Below are 19167 nucleotides of genomic sequence, written 5' to 3' on the forward strand. Positions count from 1 at the left end.
CGGAACGGGAGCGTTCGATGATGATCCAGGTAGCGGCTCGTGCCCCTTCGGGGCTGGCGGCAGGGGTGGTGCTCTCGGCCTGGCTCCTGGCCTCGACGGCGGCCTCGGCCCAGGAGCGCCCGGCGGGGATCGCCGCCCCGAAGGGCGACCTGGTCGCGATGACCGGGTCGTGGAAGGGGGAACGACTTGCGGACGGTCGACCCAAGGTTTCCGACGACATCCTGACGCGGATGAAGGCCGTCTCGATCGAGGAAGCCTGGGACGTGCTGCGCCTGCGCGGCTATGAAAACCAGTTCGTCACCGGCTGGGAGATGATCCACCCCGACACGCCGTTCGTCGGGCGGGCGCTGACGGCCGCCTACCTCCCGGGCAGGCCCGACCTGGTCGAGCAGATCATGAAGACCGGCAAGGAAGAAGGGCGGGTCGGGCCGTCGAACTCATGGCCGATCGACATGCTCAAGCCGGGCGACGTCTACATCGCCGACGGCTGCGGGAAGGTGTCCGAGGGGACGCTCATCGGCGACAACTTGGGCAACGCCATCTACGCAAAGTCGGGGACCGGGGTAGTGTTCGACGCGGGGGCCCGCGACCTCGATGGGCTGCGGAAGATCGAGGGGTTCAACGCATTCGTCCGCGGCTGGGATCCTTCGTTCCTGAAGGATATGGTCCTGTCGTCGATCAATCGGCCGATCCGGATCGGCATGGCCACCGTCCTGCCGGGCGACGTCATCCTGGCCAGGCGCGAGGGTGTCATCATCATCCCGGCACAACTGGCGGAAGCCGTGGTCGTCACCGCGGAGGTCGTCGCCCTCAAGGATGAGTTCGGCCATATCCGGCTCCGTGCCGGCGTCTACGCCCCCGGGCAGATCGACATCCCCTGGACCGCCCCGATCAAGGCCGACTTCTTCAAGTGGCTCGACGCACGCCCCGAGAAGACGCCGATCCCCGCAGCCGAGATCGAGAAGCATCTGTGACGTGAACATCGCCCCGGGGCCGGTCGAGGCCGGTCCCGGGGCGATCGGTCATGTCGCGGCGAGGATCGAGCGCATGCGCTCGGCGACGATCGCGTCCTCGCCGGGCTCCAGCATCCAGACCCCGATCTGAACCTGCTGCTTCGAGCCGGGGCCGACCTCGATGCTGGGGTCGCCTTCGCGGAGCTTCTTCACCATGTCGGCCACCGTCAGCCCTCGCTTCTGGTAGTCCCAGGTGATGCGCAGGTGGGGAACGGCGTTGGCGATCTTCGGGACGTAGACCTCGGTGACGACGTCGGGGAAGGCCTTCAGGGCTCCGATGATCAGGTTGCAGCGCCCTTCCCAGTCCTTCCAGACCGCCGTGTGGTCCTCGTTGAGGAAGTTTTCGAGGGCCACCAGCATGCCGATGACTTCCTCCTTGTTCACCTTGTTGGTCCGGCAGAGGGTGTCGCCGTTGGGGCTGTTGTTGAGCCTGGCCGCCTCGATCAGGTCCTTGCGGCCGAGCAGGAGGCCCGCGGACTGGGGACCTCGGAGGCCCTTGCCGCCCGAGAATGCGACCAGGTCGAAGCCGAGCTTCGTGTACTTGTAGAGATTCTCGACCGGCGGGACGTCGGCGGCGGCGTCGATCAAGGTTGGCACTCCGGCCTTCTTGGCGATCGCGACGAACTCCTCGTGATGGACCTTGCCCAGGGGGTCGGCAAAGTTCAGGAAGAACATCATCGCGGTCCGGTCGCTGATCGCCGACTGCATCTCCTCGCGGGTCTCGACCTCGATGAGGCGGACGCCTGCGTTGCGGATCGCGTGGTCGTAATTGACCCTGTGCGTCTTCTGGACGATGACCTCGTTCTTCATCCCCGTGGTGTCGGGAAGCTGGCTGATGCGGGCGCGGTCCTTGCCGGCGACGCACGCGGCCGTCGACAGCGCCATCGCCGAGGCGCAACCCGAGGTCACCAGGGCCGACTCGCAATGGAGCAGCTCGGCGATCCGCTTGCCCACGGCGTTGTGAAGGTCTTCGAGCGTCACGAATTTGCGCGAGGCGACCTGCATGGCCGCCACGACCTCGGGCCGCATCAGGGATCCCGTCAGCGCCGTGAACGTGCCCGCGGCGTTGATGAACGACCGGATGCCCAGCTCCTGGATCATGTCGCGGGCGGGCGCCGCCACGACCCCGGCCGCAACGGCCTGCCCCGGGGACACCAGGAATCGCAAGCCCGGGACCCCGGCGAGGGCACACAGGAGGGTGCGGCGGCTGGCCTGTAATCGTCCCATTCTCGGTCTCCGGCGAGAGAAGTGTGTCGTCGCGGATCGGGCCGGTGAATCGGACGGGCGAGGGGGCCCGGCCAACCCGGGGAGAGGGCCCCCCATTCTGGCGGTGGCCGCCGCGTAAGTCCACGGCTCAACAATCGCGGCCAATCGGTCATTCGGGCACCCGGGCGGGGGTCGCCTCGCTCGGCAAGGGGTCGTGTTCGGTGAGGGGCGGGGGCCGCAGGCCATCCCAGCGGCGGTCGCCCGTGTGCCGATAGTTCTTGGGGAGGGTCGTCCAGTCGGGGCGCGATAGCCCGTTCAGCTCGTAGACGATCTTGCCGTCGCGGATGGTCATCTCGCAGGTCAGCTTCTGCGTCCCCATCAGGCGGCCGCCAAAGGAGTCGATGAAGCCGAATCGGCCCCGATCGAGGCTCAGCACGGCGATGTCGGCGGGGGCCCCGACCGAGAGGTTGCCGATCTGCTCCTGCCTGATTTCGCGGGCGGGGTTCCAGGTCGAGCGCAGGATGACATCGTCGAGCGGCAGGCCCAGTGCGAGAAACTTGCTCATCACGTTGAGCATGTCCTTCATCCCGGCATTCACGCTGCTGCTGTGCAGGTCGGTCGAGAGTGAGTCGGGCAGGAAGCCCTCCTCGACGATCGGGACGGCCACGCGCCAGGTGAAGCTGCCGCCGCCGTGGCCGACGTCGAAGTAGACGCCCCGTTTGCGGCCCTCGATGAGCGCGGGGTTTGTGTGGCCCGTCGCGTCGAGCTCGCCGCGGAGCCCGGAATAGACGTGGGTGTAGATGTCGCCCGCCCTGAGCTTGCTGGTCATCAGCTCGGCGAGTGTCTTCTGCGGGTAGGCGCGGCCGAAGTCGATCATCACCGGGAGCCCGGCGATCGTGCCCGCCTCGATGGCGCGGTCCACCGCGACGAACTCGGGGCCCTGAAAGTGCGCCGTCTTGATCCCGACGATCAGGCCCTTGTGACGCAGGGCCATGTCGGCGGTCTGCCGGGCGTCCATATCGCTGACGACCCGCTCGAAGCGGAGCCCGCGCATCCCGTGGCCGACGATGTTGATGAAGGCGAGGACGCGGGTCCTGGAGCGGTCGATGACACGCTCCTTGAAGTCGTCGAAGTTGCGCCAGCCGGCGCATCCCGCGTCGGCCAGGGTGGTCACGCCGCTGCGGAAGGTCACTCCGTCGGGGTAGACGCTGTGGTCGCCCGCGTAGGAGTTTCGCTCACCGGTCCCCGCGTAGACGTGAGCATGGATGTCGATCAGGCCGGGCGTCACGTACAGACCCGACACGTCGATGGACTTCAGCGCCTTGGATGGATCGATGGCGGGGGCCACCTCGGCGACCTTGCGATCGCGGATCGCCACATCGAGCACGGTGCTGACGCGGTTCTTGGGGTCGATGACGTGGCCGCCGCGGAGCAGCAGATCGTAGGGCTCCTGGGAGTGGGCAACACAGGCGAGCGTCAGCACGAGGAAGGCTGGCAGCGCTTTCATGAGTCCCCTCGGATTGGCCTGGGTGCCGGGGGCGTCGGTCCGCCCCCGATATCTTGCGTGGTCGGACGGGCCGTGTCGAGCGGCAACCCCGCGCCCCGCGATGGGGCCGCCGCCGACTCCAATGCGGCCGGGGGTTCTGCTAGACTCCGCCTTCCGTCGGGCCGCGGGGGATGCCGTCGAGGCCCCGCGTCGGCCGAGGTTCGCCGCCCATCACCCGCGGGGAGAACATCAATATGACCAGGACCATTCCCGTCATCCTGTCGTCGGCCGCCGTCGCGCTCGGTCTCGCCCTGCCTGCCTTTGGCCAGGCCCCGGCGCCGGCCCCCGAGAAGAAGTTCCTGACGAAGGACGGCTCGCGGCCCACCGGCCTGTTCGCGCCCGGTGTCGCCGTCGGCAAGACCGTGTACGTCGCGGGCAAGGGGGACTATCGCCCGGACGCCGACCTCTCCGAGAAGGTGAAGAACTGCCTCGGCGAGATCAGGAAGACACTCCAGGCCGGCGGGCTCGACCTGAAGCACGTCGTCAAGTCGTTCGTCTATCTCGAGGACAGCTCGCAGTACGCCGAGTTCAACAAGCACTACGGCGAGTTCTTCCCGGAGAACCCCCCGGCGCGGACCACGCTGGGAGTCGCCGCAGTGCCCGGTGAATCTCGCCTGGAGATCACCTGCATTGCCTACAGCGACCTCGACGAGCGGAAGCAGATCGGCACGCCCCCGGCCGGATTCCCCTACAGCCCCGGCATCCTGGCCGGCGACACGCTCTACGTCTCGGGCAAGGGGGATCAGCTCCCCGACAAGACCCATCCGGCGACCTTCGAGGAGCAGTTCCGCCAGACCATGAAGAACGTCCAGACCACCCTGAATCAGGCAGGCCTGGACTTCAAGAACGTCGTTATGAGCCACGTCTTCCTGGACGACTCGAAGAACCTCGAGGTGGCCAACAAGGTCTACAAGGAGTTCTTCGCCGAGGGCGACGAACCCGCCTGCGCCACCGTCTTCGTCGACTGGATCCCGGGGGGCTCGCACTCCGAGGTCACCTGCATCGCCACCACGAAGCTGGAAGGCCGCAAGGTCGTCCGCCCCTCCGACGTCAAGCACGGGCTGGCCGAGGGGTCGGTGGCCGCGAGCCCAGGCGTCTGGGCGGGACCTACCCTTTATCTGTCGGCGCTCGCCGGATCCAAGACCCCGGGGGCCGATGCCAAGGCCGACCTCGACGCGCAGATCCACCAGGTCGCCAAGGACCAGGTCCGGGTGCTCGACGCAGCCGGCCTGAAGCTCGAGGACATCGTCTCGGGCTACGTCTACCTCAGGGAGATGAAGGACTACGACGCCTTGAACGCGATCTATCGCCAGTACTTCTCCAAGGGCCCCGGAGTCAGGACCTGCCTGACGCCGAACTCGAAGGCCGAACAGGGCGACATCCGCGTCCGCGCCTCGTTCATCGCGGCGAAGACCCGGCAGCCCTGACCGAGCGGGCCGGGTCGTGCCCTCGCCTCATTTCAAGGGCGCGGGCACGACCGGCACCCATCCCGGGACCACAAACGCGTACGCGGTGACGATCAGGCCCACAATCGTGACCAGCGCCAGGCTGTGCTTGATGACGGCGCGGAAGATGGCCGCCTCGTTGCCCACCTGCCGGGTCGCCACCACCGCGACGACGATCGACTGGGCGTCGATCATCTTGCCCATCACGCCGCCGCTGGTGTTCGCCGCCGCCATCAGGATCGGCGAGAGGCCCATCCGCTCGGCCGTGACCTTCTGGAGGTTGCCGAACAGTGCATTGGAGCCCGCGTCGGTCCCGGTCAGCGCCACGCCCAGCCAGCCCAGCAGCGTGCCGAAGAACGGGTAGCCGACACCCGTCCGGGTCAGGCTCAGGCCCAGCACGGTGTCCATGCCCGAGTATCGCGTCACGTATGCCAGCCCCACCATGAAGCTGATCGCCAGCAACGACGGGACCATCTGCACGACCGTCCGACCGAAGATCAACGCGATCCGCGCAGGCGAGAGGCCCAGCCCTAGCGCGGAAATGACCCCGCCCAGCAAAACGGCGGTGCCGGGCAGAGTCACGAAGTTCAGGTCCATGAACGCATCCTCGGGCGTCGGCTTCTCGACCACGGGCGCAACCCGCAGCACCGAGCGGTGCAGGCCCGGCATCGGCTGCTTCAGCGATGCGACCGTGAGCATCTTGACGATCGCCGGCTGGGTCACGACGAAGATGAACACCGAGGCGAGCAGGAACGGCGACCAGCCCTTCAGCACGGCGGCCACCGAGTGGCGGCGGATCACCAGGGCCTCTCCCTCCGTCGGGCCGTGTCCCATAATCGACTTCGGCTTCCAGATCTTCAGGAATCCGACCATCGCGAGCAGCGAGAAGAGCGCCGCGACGATGTCGACCAGCCCTGCATCCTGGTAGTTCGACCAGTAAAACTGCGCCAGGGCGAACGACAGGCCGCTGACCGCTAGTGCGGGCCAGACGGCGAACGTCTCGCGCCAGCCCACCATGCTCCTGACCAGCCAGAACGGCAGAATTAGTGAGATGGGAGGCAAGATGCGCCCCGTCATCGCGCTGAGGGCGGCCTCGGGCAGGCCGGTGACGCCCGTCAGGACGCGGATGGGATTGCCCACGCCTCCCCAAGCCACGGGCGCCGTGTTGGCGACCAGGCAGAGCGTGGCCGCCTTGAACGGATCGAAGCCCAGCCCGATCAGGAACGAACCGGCGATCGCCACGGGCGCCCCGCCTCCGCCGGTCCCTTCCAGGAACGCGCCGAAGCAGAAGGCCACAAGGATGAGCTGAAGCCGCTTGTCCGACGAGAGCGAGGCGATCGACTCCTTCATCACCTCGAACTGCCCGGTCTCGACGGCGATCTCGTAGAGGAAAATCGATGCGACGATGATCCAGGCGATCCGCCACATGCCGAACTGGACCCCGAGCGCGAACGCGCTGCCCACCATCGGAGCGGGCATGCCGAACACCGCCCAGGCCAGCACGACGGCCGCCAGGGCGCCGACCGATGCCGCGACCCAGACCCGAGCCTTGAGCACCAGGAGCGTGAAGAAGAGCGAGACCACCGGCACGGCCGCGACCAGGGTCGACAGCGGCCATGACCCGAGCGGGTTGTAATCCTGAGACCAGGTCAACAAGGGCGCACCTGTCGGTCGTGGCCGCGGGGGAGGGTCCAAGCTGGCCGGGCGAGGCGCCGCGAGTCCGCACGAAGACCCCGCGGCATGCCCGGTGGAAGGAACCTAACCGAACCGGCCGAGCGACTCCACCGACTGGCCAGCGGCTTCTTCCAATCAGGCGGACGGAGCAGACGATCGATCCGACTTGTGCGAACCCCGACTAGCCCGATGGGACGCGTCCCACCCCCTCGCCTGGCTGAGTTTCAGACCTCCCACGTAAGGACCGGCGTCAACTGCCCGAAGAATCGATCCCGGTCATTTTCCGACTTAATGTGCGGCCACATCCCAGACCATCCGCGCGAAGACGACGTAGGCGTTTTCAAGCTCGCCGCCTCGGAAGAATCGCACGGGGAGGTTGGGCGCTCCGAGGAAAGGGCGGATGGTCCAGCCGAGCTGGATTCCGACGAAAGCGTAGATCAGGAGCCAGGCACGCAGCAGCCAGCGATGGCGGGGGTTGCGGACGATTAACGCTTGATAAGCTCGGCGAAGGTGCCACTGGGCTCCCAGGCTGGCGACGGTGAACATCAGGGCGTTGAACAGGATCGCGGGCTCGTAAGCGGCCGAGGAGGCGTACCAGACGCAGGTCAGCGGCGCCAGCGAGACCAGGATCAGGCCCAGGGCGGCCTGCGAGGCGACGATTGATCGGAAGGATTCGGCGAAGTCGGACCTCACGCCCAGCAGCGTGCTGATGACGAAGAAACTGGGCAGGCTCAGGCCCAGGGTCACCAGCAGCAGCAGCGGGACCTTAATCGCCGAGAAGACGACCTGCCACGGACGGTCCCCCTCGATCCCGCCGAAGGTGCCCATCACGGCTCCATAAGCGAGGCCGCAGGCGAGGACGAGGCCCCAGGGCCGGCCGGCCGGGCGGCCCCGCAGCACGTCGTCCGCCCGACGGAAGGGGCTCATGAGAGGACGCTCTGGAGCGAGAGCCAGACCGCCTCGAAGAAGCTCGACTCGCGGGCGCGGAACCAGGTGAAGGGGATCGCCGGATTGCCCAGGAAGGGGCGCAAGACCCAGCCCATCTGGGCGCCGACCAGCCCGAAGAGGATCACCCAGCAGCGGAAGACGGCCTTCACCCGACCGCTGGGCACCTGGTCCTCGATCGGATCAAGGGCCCCCGGGTGCGGCACTTCCAGCTCGCACGGCTTCTCGTCGCCGACCAGCTCATCGGCCTCGGTGGGGGCGGGCAGGGGCCTGACCAGGCTCAGGCGGTGCAGCGTCTGGAGCAGGAACGACAGCCCCAGGACCCCCGAGACGGCGAAGACCGCCACGTTCAGCAGGACCATGAACGGGTAGCTCGCCGTGCTGACGGAGAAGAAGGCCACGATCGGGCCGAGCGAGGCCAGCACCGCCACGATCACCGCAAGCGACGTCAGCAGCAGCCGCGCGACCGACCTCGGCGTCAGCCTCGAGCCCATCAACGCATTGAACACATAGAGCGACGGGAACGTGACGGCGAGCGTCAGCGCGAAGAGCAGCGGCACCTTCACGATCGAGGCGAAGACCTGCATGTAAGACGGGCCCGCCCCCTTGAACAGGGCGAAGCAGCCCATGCAGGCGCCGTAGCTCATGGCGAGGATCGCCAGCACCACCGAGAGCCCGCCGACAGGGGTCTCAATCGTACCCCGCCGCAGCCCCGGCAGACGCGTCGCCTCGCCCCTCAGGATCCTGTCCAGGTCGGCCCACCAGGCTTTCATGCAAAGTCCTCCCCCATCCGTTGCGGGCTCGCATCCAGGCGCGAGCCGATGGGGGCTTACTTTGCATGACAAAGAGCCAGAAGTCAACGACAAACTTTGCGTGGCAAAGCGAGAGTCGGCCCGGTTCGCCTGCTCAGAGGAGCTTGTCGAGCGTGACGGGCAGGTCGCGAACACGGCGGCCGGTGGCGTGATGGATGGCGTTGACCACGGCCGCGGCGGTGCCGACGAGGCCGATCTCGCCGATCCCCTTGACGCCCAAGGGGTTCACCACATCATCGCGTTCCTCGGCGAAGATGACGTCGATCTGGCCGATGTCGGCGTTGACCGGGACGTGGAACTCGGCCAGGCTGTGGTTCATGAACCGGCCGAGGGCGTGGTCCATGACGCTCTCTTCATGCAAGGCCATGCCGATGCCCATCACGACGGCGCCCATGACCTGGCTGCGGGCCGTCTTGGGGTTGAGGATCCGGCCTGCCGCGACCGCGTTGACGACTCGCGTGACCTTGACGGTGCCGAAATCGGGGTCGACCTCCACCTCGGCGAAGATGGCCGAATGCGAGTAGCGCGAGAAGGGGGCCTGCTTCGCGAGGTCGGGCTGGCTCTTGGCTTCTTCCTCGATCGGCTTGCCCCCGCCGGACCGCAGGGCCTCGACGATGGTGACGCCTCGATCTGGATCGGCGATCAGGCGGACCCGGCCGTCGGCGAACTCGACCTCATCGTGTGACGCGTGGGCGAGGGAAGAGCCTTCGGCCTTCTTCGCCAGCGCGAAGACGCGCTCCCGCACAGCGAGGCAGACCTTCTGAACCGCGGAGCCGATGGTCGAGGCGGTCCAGGAGCCCCCCTGGACCGGTGAGGTGGGCATCGAGGAGTCGCCCAACAGGAAGGTGACGTCCTCCAGCGGCAGGCCGAGGGCCTCGGCGGCGATCTGGGTCATGATCGTATAAGTGCCGGGGCCGATGTCGGCCGTGGCGCTGGAGACGGTCAGCTTGCCGTCCGCGTTGAGGATCGCCCTGGCTTTGGCCGCCCCTTGCATCGCGTCCCAGACGCCCGTGGCCATGCCCCAGCCGACGAGGGTGTCGCCGCGGCGCATCGATCGGGGCTCGGGGTCGCGGCGGGCCCAGCCAAACCGCTCGGCGCCAAGCTGGTAGCAGGCCCGCAGCTCCTTGCTGGAGAACGGCTTGCCCTCGACCTGGTCTTCCTCGGCGTAGTTCTTCAGCCGCAGAGCCACCGGGTCGACACCGAGCTTGACGGCCAACTCGTCCATGGCCACCTCGAGCGCGAAGATGCCCGTGGCGGCGCCAGGGGCCCGCATGTCGATGGGGGTCATCAGGTCGAGCGGGACGATCCTGTAGTCGAGCCTGATGTTGTCGCACCTGTAGAGCATGCCCGTCCAGTTCACCACGTTCTCGACGTAATCCTCAAACTGCGACGTCTCGGCGACGGCCTCGTGGATGATGGCCCCGAGCGTCCCGTCGGGCGCGGAGCCGAGGGCGACTCGCTGGAGGGTGCCCGGCCGATAGCCGATCGTGAACATCTGCTGGCGCGTGAGCGAGACCCGCACGGACCGCTCAAGCTCCTTCGCGGCCATCACGGCGAGGACCACCTGATACTGCGGCCGCAGGCCCGAGCCGAACGCGCCGCCGACGAACGGCGAGACCACGCGAAGGTCGTCGTGCGAGTCGCCGAAGACCTTGCAAAGGTAGTCGCGGACGTTCTGGCACCCCTGTGTCTTGTCATAGACGGTGAGCTTTCCGCCCCCTTCCCAGACGGCCGTCGTCGCGAACGGCTCCATCGGGTTGTGGTGCTGGGAGGGGAGGCTGTAGCGCTCGTCGACGGAGACGGAGGCCGCGGGCGTGGTCAACGCCTTTTCGGCATCCCCTCGCGATTGGGGCGGACTGTAGCCAACTTTGCCCTTGGGGGGCTCCTGGGCCTCGGCCTGGTGGGCTTCCAGGCCGGTGGCGTGGTGCTTGGCCTTCACTTTGACGCGGACGAGCATCGCCGCGTGCCGGGCGGTCTCGAAGGTCTCGGCCACGACGAGCGCCACGGGCTGGCCGCTGAACTTGATCTCGGCGCCGCCGAGCGGGCGGAACGGCGAGCCCGTGGGTGCGATCTCGTCTCGATAGCTGCGGTCGAACCAGGCCAGGCTGGGCCGGTTCGCATGCGTCAGCACCTTCACGACGCCGGGGACGGCCTCGGCCTCGGCCGTATCGATCTCGGTGATCGTGCCCCGAGCGATTTCCGAGGAGACGACGACCCCATAGAGCAGGCCCGGCATGTTGTACTCGGCGGCATATTTGGCCGCTCCGCTGACCTTCTTGGGGCCGTCGACGCGGCTGATCGGCCGGCCGACGTAGGCGGTCTCGGGGACGCTCATGACGTGGCTCCCATCGCGGCGGCCTGGCTCAACGCGCGGACGATGGCCCGGGGCGCCAGCTTCAGCTTGAAGTCATTGTGTCCGCGTCCCACGGCGCCTTGCAGCAGGACCTCGGCGGCCCGTCGGAAAAGGTCCTCGGTGGGGACTTCGCCCCGAAGCACGCCCTCGGCCTCGGGCACGCGCCATGGCTTGTGCGCCACGCCACCCAGGGCGAGCCTCGCCTGGGCGATCCGCCCCCCGTCCAGTTCCAGGGCGGCGGCGACGGAGACCAGGGCGAAGGCGTAGGACGACCGATCACGCACCTTCACATAGGCATAATTTTTGGCGAATCCCAGTGCGGGAAGGTCAACCGACGTGATGACCTCGTCGGGCTTCAGGGTTGTGTCGACCTCGGGGGTGTCGCCCGGCAGGCGGTGGAACTCGGCGAAGGGGATCGACCTCGGGCCGCCGGTCCCCTCGACCTGGATGACGGCCTCCAGCGCCGCCATCGCCACGCACATATCCGACGGGTGCGTGGCGATGCAATGCTCGCTGGCGCCCAGGATCGCGTGGATCCGGTTGTAGCCGGTCATCGCCGGGCAGCCGGTGCCCGGCTCGCGTTTGTTGCAGGGGGTCGCCGTGTCGTAGAAGTAATAGCAGCGGGTCCGCTGGAGCAGGTTCCCGCCGGTCGTCGCCATGTTCCGAAGCTGCGGCGAGGCGCCGGCCAGGATCGCCCTGGAAAGCAGCGGATAGCGGGCCTCGATCTCCGGGTGGTAGGCCACATCGGCGTTGGTCACGAGGGCACCGATCCGTAGGCCGCCGCCGGGCAGGGCCTCGACCCGCTTGAGGGGGAGCCTGTTGATGTCGACCAGGCGGTCGGGCCGGCTGACCTTCTCCTTCATCAGGTCGACCAGGTTGGTGCCGCCGGCGATGATCCTGGCGGCCGGGTTTCGGGCGAGTTCGTCGGCGGCCCCCGCGACGTCGGCGGCCCTCGCGAGTGAGAACGTGTTCATCGGGACGCAGCCCCTTCGTTCGCGTGCATCGCCTGCTCGATCGCGGCGACGATATTGGGGTAGGCACCGCAACGGCAGAGGTTGCCACTCATTAACTCGCGGATCTCGCCCGCGCTGGTCGCGTGCCCCTCGTTCATCAGGCCGACCCCCGAGCAGATCTGCCCTGGCGTGCAATATCCGCACTGGAAGGCGTCATGCTCGACGAAGGCAGCCTGGAGCGGGTGAAGCCCTTCGGGACCGGCCAGGCCCTCGACGGTCGTCACCTCGCAGCCGTCCTTCAACGCCGCCAGCGTGAGGCAGGAGTTGACCCTGACGCCATCGACCAGCACGGTGCAGGCCCCGCACTGGCCGTGGTCGCAGCCTTTCTTCGTGCCGGTCAGGTCGAGTTGCTCACGCAGCAGGTCGAGCAGGGTCGTCCAGGGGACGATCTCCAGGTGGCGGGCCACGCCGTTGACGGTCAGGTCAAGGGCGACCCGCGGGCCGACGTCCGGCCGGCCGGTCTCTGCGCCTTGGATCGATCCCATGCGGCTTACTCCTGCGGGCCGGGCGAGGGGGACGGTGAGGCCGGCGAGTGGAAACCGCTCGGAACCGAATTCCGGAGGCGGGCGCGATTCCTCGGCGGCGGTTTTCTCAATGCAAGAGTCATACCCGGGCGCCCGTTAACCCCACGATTCTCGCCTGCCCACATCCCTTCGGCGCCCGATCCGATGGATCCGACCGCCCCTGTGCCGCGCAGTTCCGCAGAGCACGCCCCGCGTCTGGGCTAGCGATCGGACCACGGTCTGGGGGTATCATGGAATCTCGTCAGAATTGGGATGGGTCCGCCCGCCCGTTTGTCGGTCGCCCGGTCGGTCCGTCGCCTGGCGTCGCATCAATCGTTGGATCGCGACGCGTGGCGACGCACGCCGGAGAAGCCCGTCCGCCCCGCCGGGGTATCCCGCCTTGCAGACCCGCGTTCCATTGCCCAGCTCAACCCGCGAGGGGCGCCCGAGATCGTGATGACCATGACACCCAGGGAGGCCGCCGGCCGGGTCGACGCCACGTTCGACGCCGAGTTCCGGCATCGCCTGCGCTATACCTCGGACGTGCTGGGGCCCGATCGATCGGCGCTGACCGACCTTCTCGAACCCTCGGAAGGCAGGCCGGCCCGCGTCCAGTTCGTCGTCGACTCCCACGTCGCCTCGGCCCGGCCCGGCCTCGTCGGGACGCTGGAAGCGATCGAGGCGGGGGCCTCGGGGCGGTTCGCCCTGGCGGGCCCGATAGAGATCGTCCCCGGCGGCGAGGTCGTCAAGAATGACCGGGCCTACCTGGAGCGGATCCTGACGGTCTTCAACGACGCCGACCTCGACCGACGCAGCTACGTCGTCGTCATCGGCGGCGGCGCGGTGCTCGACGCCGTCGGCTTCGCGGCGGCCATCGCCCACCGGGGCCTGCGGCTCGTCCGGCTGCCGACGACCACGCTGGCGCAGGCCGACTCGGGCGTGGGCGTGAAGAACGCGGTGAACTACTTCGGCAAGAAGAACTGGCTGGGCACCTTCTCCGTCCCCTGGGGCGTCATCAACGACTCGGCCCTGCTGGAGACGCTGCCCGACCGCGACTTCGCCTGCGGGTTCTCCGAGGCGGTGAAGGTCGCCCTGCTCAAGTCTCCCGAGGTCTTCGACCGGCTCTGCCAGCTCGCGCCCGCCATCCGCCGCAGGGAACCGGCCGCCACCCAGCCGATGATCCGGGCCTCGGTGGAGATGCACCTGGACCACATCACCCGCGGCGGAGACCCGTTCGAAGCGCTCGAGGCCCGGCCGCTGGACTACGGCCACTGGTCGGCGCACAAGCTCGAGCCGCTCAGCGACTTCAAGCTGAGGCACGGCGAGGCCGTCGCCATCGGCGTGGCGATCGACTCGGTCTACTCGTCGATCGTCCACGGCCTGCCCGGTCGCGACGCCGACCGCGTCCTCTCGTGCCTGGCGGCGCTGGGGTTCGCGCTCAACCACCCGCTGCTGGCCGATCCTGGCCCGATCTTCGACGGGCTGGAGGAATTCCGACAGCACCTCGGCGGGCGACTCACCCTGACGATGCTCAGGGGCGTGGGCGACCCGATCGACGTGCACGAGGTCGACCGGGCCGCGATGCGCGAGGCGATCGCGCGAGTCGCCCGGTTCGGCGCATTGGATCCCGGTCGGTTCGGCGAGTGAGTCGGTCGCACGGGACCGCCCGAGGTCACTTACCGGCACGGCCCGCGCCGGGTCGGCCCGGCGGGCTCGCACGGGGCGTGGGCGGCGAGTAGCCCCCCTCGGACGTGAGCGCGGCCCTGATGGCCAGCAGGTCCAGGAGGGCCCGATACTTCGGGCTCTCGATGGCGGGCTGGCCCTGGTACTCGATCAGGCTCCAGCTGCCGTAATTGCTCCAGCCGCCCACAGACGAGTAATGATTCGCCGCCTTGACTCCCCAGGTTTCCAGCAGGCGGTAGTAGGCGTCGTAGATGCTGCCCATCCTCGGGTCTCGATTGCACTCGACGAAGACGTCGCTCAGCGGCGGCGAGCCCTGGCCGGACGGCAACAGGTGCTGGCCCGACTCGTAGCAGGAGAGGGCGACGCCATCGGGGTCGCAGACGTCCTTGTGGAGCGCGGCCAGCCGGGCGGGCAGGACGGTCGCAAGCTGGTCTTCCATGGCGGCGAAGATCCCGTCCATCGCCGAGGCCCGATAGGCCCAGATCCGCTGATTGTCGGGCGCGGTGGCCGCGCCGGAATGGCCGCCGTCCACATAAAAGGAGAATCGGTCGGCGTCGATCTTGCGCACCCAGGCGAGCCGGTTGTACTCGGGCTGCCTCGCATTGCAGACCTTCACCTGGTCGCCGGTCTCGAATCCGTGCCCCTTGCTGGAACCGAAGGCCACGCCGCCGGAAACCGAGAGCGAGGCCAGCTCGCGGAACCAGGGTGCCTCCTTGACGCACCGGATCGGTCCCGAGTTCCCCCCGAGAGGTTTGCCCGGGCCGCCCGGATCGCCCGAGATCGGATAGGTGAAGCGGTCGTCGTCGACGCGCGTCACGGGGAAGATGCCGCAATATTCGGGCTGGGCGGCGTTGGAAATCTGGACCGAGTCGCCGGTGCGGTAGCCGTGGCCGGCGCAGGTAGCCGTGGCCAGGCCCCCGGCCGCATCTAGGATGCACACCTTCACCACACCGGTCAGGTCAACATCCCTGACGTTCACCACGCCGCCGGGATCCTTGTACAGGTAGGGGCCGATGGCGAGCTGGACACCCGGCGGCATCCGGCCTCCGGCGTCGATCTTGTACTGGTTCAGGGCCGACTTGTTGAAGATCGGCCCGGGAATCGCCCAGCCGCCGACGGTCCGCACGAGCCGATCGCCCAGGATGGCCGCCATGATCTCGTGCGCCTGGCGATGCCGCCGGCCGCTCCAGCGGGCCGCGCCGTCGTCGGCCTGGGGCACGCCGGCCGTCTGGACACCCCTGCCACCGCCATTGGAGCCGACCAGGCGGGCCATCAACCCGAGCCCGGGGGCCGCCTTGATCTCGGTCTTGCCCGCCGAGAGCCCCGGCAGGGGCCGGAGCTGGCACGGGACCACGTACAGGGTCACCGAGTCGGCCGAAACCTTGTCGACGGCGTAGATCCCGTTGGCCAGCGGGTCGGCGCAGTTGCAAAGGGCCAGCAGGTCGCCGCCGGCAAGCTTGTAGCCCGGCAGGAACGACGGGTCGATGCCCAGCCTGATCGACGACTCGGTTGCGGTCGTCGTGAAGGTCAATGACGACACCTTCGCGGCCAGCGCATCCGCCTTGAAGGCCAGGATCTGCTGATCGGCCAGGGGCGTCGCCGGCGAGGCCGGAGAGCCGGGCACCTCGAAACTGAACGTGTCGGCGTCAGGCGTAGAAGCGACCTTGAATTCGCCGTTGTACTCCGGCTGGGCGGCCCCCGTGATCAGCACGGGGTCGCCCGGGCGCAGGCCGTGCGCGGCCCGTTTCGCCGTGGCCGTCGAGCCGTCGCGGACCAGCGAAGCCACCTTGAACAGCTCCTCGGCCCAACGGGCGAAGGCCCAGCGCTTCACGCCATAGGACCAGTTCCAGACCTCGTTGCTCCACTCGGCATAAACCTTCAGGCCGGGGTCGAGGTGATCGCGGAGGTAGGTCGCCAGCTTCGCCAGGTAGTCGTCGGTGGCGCGATGCGGCAGCGTGAACCAGAGGTGCTGGTGCAGGATGTTTCCGAAGTCCACGAGGGGCTCGACGGCCAGGCCCGACGACTTGTCGAAGCCGGGCCCCTGCACAGCCTGGGGGCGGTCGGACCACTCGGCCACCGGCGACGGGTGGAGGCTGTCGTTGACGTTCAGCACGTCCGTCAGCCGGCAGACGGCGAACGGACGGTAGAAGTCCAGGTAGCTCGGGTGCCAGAGGAAATAGCCTGGGTCACCGGCGTTGGCCTCGTACAGCGACGCGAAGCTCGGGCCGCGATAGCCTTCGGGCTCCGCCGCGATGACCCTGAGGTCGTGCAGCGGGTCGGCCGGGTCCGACTCCATCACGGTGATGACCCAGTTGACGACGGCCGCCGACTGGTCGTGCACGAACGTCGGCGTGGATGTCCGGCCCTTCCGGAACCTGGCGGTCAGCGAGCGATTCTTGCCGACGGTGGCGTGCTCGATCCGCACGGCGCCGGTCCCCTTGGCCTGGACGGTCCAGGTCCCGCCGGGGTCATATCGCCCGCCGACGTGGACGACGCGGAAGCTCTGCTTGCCGGACAGCCCCGCCGGATAGCCCGTGTCACGCCCGTAGACGACGTGCGCCGGCGCCACGGGGGCCATCTCAGGGTTGTTCCAGTGCATCCCGAACCGGTCGATCTGGCTGCCCGCGTCGCAGGGCAGCTCGCGGCCCTTGATCTCCTTGACCACCAGCAGGTTCGACCCTTCGACGAGCCGGTAGCGGAACGAGAACATCCCGCGGCTGACGCCGCCGTTCGACGCGCCCGAGTCGCGGACGTACGCCGTGTCCTCGGAGACACCGCCGGTGTAAGGGATCGTGCCCGAGAAGACGCCGGGGTCGGCCACCACGAAGGTCCCCGAGCCGACCTTGTGCGCCTCCGCCAACGTCGACGTGATCCGGTCGCGCTGGAACCGGCTGCACTGGGCGGCCAGGATGTCCGGCGAGATGATCGCCGAGATATACGAGTTGATCTGAGTTAAATGGCAGCCGATCTCCATGCCGATCCTCGCGCCTTCGGGGACTGTCGCGGCGGGCGACGCCACCGGCCAGGGATGCTCCCGGCGTAAATAAACGCGGGAGACGACCGCCTCCAGCCTAACCGTGGCCCATCCCCTGGGGGAACCCGGGCGTTCAGGCGTCCTCGGTCCCGATCGACCAGTAGGCTCGACCATCCGGGGCCTGCCGACGGCCGAGCTGCCTCGCCTCGGGGGCGAGTCCGTCGACGAGCAAGGCCTTCAGGTCGTCGAGCATCCGCCTCGCCGCGGCGAACTCGCCGTGTCCCAGCCAGCTCAGGTTCGCACACGTCACGTCGACGGTGTCGATCCCATCCAGGGTCATCAGCGGCGGGGAGAATCCGGCCCGTTCGCCGTCATTCATGATCGTCGAGGCCCGCAGCGCCTGGTCCTTCGACGAGGCGTAGAGCGTCGTCCGCCGCGCGGCCTCGGCATAGGCCCCCGCCAGGTCCCTGAACACCCGCGAGTCGATGTCGGGCGCCGCCAGCACGATATTCTCGAACGGCACCCGGCCGGCCCTCGACGACGCCTCGACGACCCTCGTGAGCGACCGGATCAGCCCTTGGTTGCCCATGCTGTGCGCGATGACGTGCACCGCGTCGACCCCGTCCAGGTTCGCCAGCGCGGAAAGGTACTCGACCAGGAACGGCTCGCACGCCTGCACCGCCGTCGCGTCCTGCTGGTAGCCGAACCGGAGCATCCGCTCGTGCGACGGCCAGCTGTAGAAGGCCATGATCCCGGGCACGTCCAGGTCCACGCCCAGCTGCGCCGACCGCAGCGCCGCGTCCTGGAACGACACGTTGAACCCGTGGATCAGGACCACCGCCGACCGCCTGCCGGGCGCCAGCAGCTTCAGCGCATCGCCCAGCCCGGCCCAGTATTCCGCCTCGGCCTCCAGCACGATCCGGCCGAGCTTCAGGCGGTCGTCCGCCCCCTCCCAGAGCCGTTTCAGCAGCGATGAGCCCAGCTCCCCGATCTTGTGCGAAGGGGGCACCTCGACCCAGCAACGGCCCAGGTGCAGCCGTCGATCGTCCGCGGTGCCGAACCCCCGAGACGGGTCCGACGCGTCGACCGGAGCACGGTTGGTCCCGAACCAGAGCGGGAACCGCCTGGGCAATTCGGGCACGGCTCGCGTCGTATTCTCCTCGCCCTTGACGCCACGATCTAGCTCCAGCGACCCCTCCTCGCGGCCCGATCCCGAGTGCGTCAGGCGCGGGACCAGCGAGGCCGGCAGCTCGACCAGCTCAGGCGCGCATCGGCCCAGGTCGAAGGCCCCGTCGATGTCGAGACCCCGGCCGATCCCGCCGTAGAACCCGCCCACGAAGGCCAGGGCCAGGGCCTCGCCGATCGCCCGGTCGGTCGAGACGACCCGATCGCCGGCCAACGCCGCGGCCAGGCCCGGCGAGCCCGCGCCGCACGCGTTGAGCACCACGCATCGGGCGCGAGCGCCGATCGCACCCCCGGCAGGCTCGGGCAGGCACGCCTCGACCTCGCCGAGTCCGCTGACGTGGAGGAACTCGGGCCGATCGACGAGCAGCCGGTCGAACAACGACTCGGGAGTCCCCGGACGGGCCGTCTCGACGACGAACGAGCCCCCGCCTTCGGCCAGGACGCGGCGGATCAGCTCAACCTCGTCCGCGTCCGGCTCGTGCCTCAGGTCGGCCGCGACCACCAGGACACGCCGAGGCCCCGATGCGAAGGCATGGGGCAGGGGGCTGGCCACCGCCGCCGGCCGATCCAGGAACGCATCCAGCGCCTCCAACCCGGGGGGCGTCCGGCCTGCAAGCTGGCCCAGGATCGCCCCCGCGATGGCCGCCGAACTCCCCCCGGCATTCTCGATCGCCACCGGGTCCAGCTCGAACTCGGTCACCAAGGCTTCCAGGACGCCCGCGCCGTCCAGGGCCACGGCGAGCCGGGCCGATCGATTTTCGTCGGAGTTCATCATCGAAGCCCCAATTCCCGGTGCGTTCTCCATCTCCCGCCAA

Annotated in this window: 13 protein-coding genes; 3 read left to right on the plus strand and 10 right to left on the minus strand. The window is 68.6% G+C overall.

Going from position 1 to position 19167, the window contains the following annotated elements; genetic code table 11:
- Positions 1-20 precede the first annotated feature (20 nt).
- Positions 21-974 (plus strand): RraA family protein, encoded by a 954-nt coding sequence (locus EP7_RS12090; protein WP_463528103.1) that lies wholly within the window; start codon positions 21-23, stop codon positions 972-974.
- Positions 975-1022: 48 nt separating this feature from the next.
- Here the strand turns inward: EP7_RS12090 and EP7_RS12095 are convergent, their stop codons facing one another.
- Together EP7_RS12095 and EP7_RS12100 are read right to left on the minus strand one after the other, a co-directional pair.
- The gene (locus EP7_RS12095) at positions 1023-2240 is read right to left on the minus strand and encodes an aminotransferase class V-fold PLP-dependent enzyme (protein ID WP_463528104.1); all 1218 of its coding nucleotides are present in this window, start codon (positions 2238-2240) and stop codon (positions 1023-1025) included.
- A gap of 148 nt (positions 2241-2388) precedes the next feature.
- Complete coding sequence (locus EP7_RS12100) at positions 2389-3726, minus strand: amidohydrolase/deacetylase family metallohydrolase (RefSeq protein ID WP_463528105.1); 1338 nt, start codon at positions 3724-3726, stop codon at positions 2389-2391.
- Positions 3727-3959: 233 nt separating this feature from the next.
- On the opposite strand from EP7_RS12100, the gene EP7_RS12105 reads away from it, so the two are divergent.
- Entirely contained in the window at positions 3960-5192 is a 1233-nt protein-coding gene (locus tag EP7_RS12105; RefSeq protein WP_463528106.1) for a RidA family protein, read from the plus strand.
- Between the two features lie 27 nt (positions 5193-5219).
- On the opposite strand, the gene EP7_RS12110 is transcribed toward EP7_RS12105, so the two are convergent.
- The 6 genes from EP7_RS12110 to EP7_RS12135 form a co-directional block, all read right to left on the minus strand.
- Positions 5220-6866, minus strand: coding sequence for an L-lactate permease (locus tag EP7_RS12110; RefSeq protein ID WP_463528107.1), 1647 nt, complete (start codon positions 6864-6866; stop codon positions 5220-5222).
- Between the two features lie 306 nt (positions 6867-7172).
- On the minus strand, positions 7173-7811 hold the full coding sequence (locus tag EP7_RS12115) for a hypothetical protein (protein WP_463528108.1): 639 nt from the start codon (positions 7809-7811) through the stop codon (positions 7173-7175).
- Complete coding sequence (locus EP7_RS12120) at positions 7808-8602, minus strand: hypothetical protein (RefSeq protein WP_463528109.1); 795 nt, start codon at positions 8600-8602, stop codon at positions 7808-7810. The genes EP7_RS12115 and EP7_RS12120 overlap by 4 nt, the downstream gene beginning before the upstream one ends.
- A gap of 133 nt (positions 8603-8735) precedes the next feature.
- Positions 8736-10976 carry a xanthine dehydrogenase family protein molybdopterin-binding subunit gene (locus tag EP7_RS12125; RefSeq protein WP_463528110.1) on the minus strand — a complete coding sequence of 747 codons (2241 nt, stop codon included), beginning with the start codon at positions 10974-10976 and terminating at the stop codon, positions 8736-8738.
- Positions 10973-11968, minus strand: coding sequence for an FAD binding domain-containing protein (locus EP7_RS12130; protein ID WP_463528111.1), 996 nt, complete (start codon positions 11966-11968; stop codon positions 10973-10975). Before EP7_RS12130 ends, EP7_RS12125 begins: the two co-directional genes overlap by 4 nt.
- Positions 11965-12492: a (2Fe-2S)-binding protein gene (locus EP7_RS12135; protein WP_463528112.1), complete on the minus strand. Its 528-nt coding sequence runs from the start codon at positions 12490-12492 to the stop codon at positions 11965-11967. The genes EP7_RS12130 and EP7_RS12135 overlap by 4 nt, the downstream gene beginning before the upstream one ends.
- Before the next feature lie 474 nt (positions 12493-12966).
- Between EP7_RS12135 and EP7_RS12140 the strand changes: the two genes are divergently transcribed.
- The gene (locus EP7_RS12140; RefSeq protein ID WP_463528113.1) at positions 12967-14157 is read left to right on the plus strand and encodes a 3-dehydroquinate synthase; all 1191 of its coding nucleotides are present in this window, start codon (positions 12967-12969) and stop codon (positions 14155-14157) included.
- Between the two features lie 25 nt (positions 14158-14182).
- Here the strand turns inward: EP7_RS12140 and EP7_RS12145 are convergent, their stop codons facing one another.
- Both EP7_RS12145 and EP7_RS12150 read right to left on the minus strand, forming a co-directional pair.
- Positions 14183-17212: a hypothetical protein gene (locus tag EP7_RS12145; RefSeq protein ID WP_463528114.1), complete on the minus strand. Its 3030-nt coding sequence runs from the start codon at positions 17210-17212 to the stop codon at positions 14183-14185.
- Between the two features lie 88 nt (positions 17213-17300).
- Positions 17301-19124 (minus strand): alpha/beta hydrolase, encoded by a 1824-nt coding sequence (locus EP7_RS12150; protein ID WP_463528115.1) that lies wholly within the window; start codon positions 19122-19124, stop codon positions 17301-17303.
- Positions 19125-19167 lie beyond the last annotated feature (43 nt).

The sequence above is a fragment of the Isosphaeraceae bacterium EP7 genome, from assembly GCA_038400315.1.
Lineage (GTDB): Bacteria > Planctomycetota > Planctomycetia > Isosphaerales > Isosphaeraceae > EP7.

Excerpts from the sequence above, each read along its gene's own strand:
- EP7_RS12125 (WP_463528110.1), bottom strand. The coding sequence starts at position 10,976 with ATGAGCGTCCCCGAGACCGCCTACGTCGGCCGGCCGATCAGCCGCGTC.
- EP7_RS12135 (WP_463528112.1), bottom strand. The coding sequence starts at position 12,492 with ATGGGATCGATCCAAGGCGCAGAGACCGGCCGGCCGGACGTCGGCCCG.
- EP7_RS12120 (WP_463528109.1), bottom strand. The coding sequence starts at position 8,602 with ATGAAAGCCTGGTGGGCCGACCTGGACAGGATCCTGAGGGGCGAGGCG.
- EP7_RS12115 (WP_463528108.1), bottom strand. The coding sequence starts at position 7,811 with ATGAGCCCCTTCCGTCGGGCGGACGACGTGCTGCGGGGCCGCCCGGCC.
- EP7_RS12130 (WP_463528111.1), bottom strand. The coding sequence starts at position 11,968 with ATGAACACGTTCTCACTCGCGAGGGCCGCCGACGTCGCGGGGGCCGCC.
- EP7_RS12105 (WP_463528106.1), top strand. The coding sequence starts at position 3,960 with ATGACCAGGACCATTCCCGTCATCCTGTCGTCGGCCGCCGTCGCGCTC.
- EP7_RS12090 (WP_463528103.1), top strand. The coding sequence starts at position 21 with ATGATCCAGGTAGCGGCTCGTGCCCCTTCGGGGCTGGCGGCAGGGGTG.
- EP7_RS12095 (WP_463528104.1), bottom strand. The coding sequence starts at position 2,240 with ATGGGACGATTACAGGCCAGCCGCCGCACCCTCCTGTGTGCCCTCGCC.
- EP7_RS12140 (WP_463528113.1), top strand. The coding sequence starts at position 12,967 with ATGACCATGACACCCAGGGAGGCCGCCGGCCGGGTCGACGCCACGTTC.
- EP7_RS12100 (WP_463528105.1), bottom strand. The coding sequence starts at position 3,726 with ATGAAAGCGCTGCCAGCCTTCCTCGTGCTGACGCTCGCCTGTGTTGCC.
- EP7_RS12150 (WP_463528115.1), bottom strand. The coding sequence starts at position 19,124 with ATGAACTCCGACGAAAATCGATCGGCCCGGCTCGCCGTGGCCCTGGAC.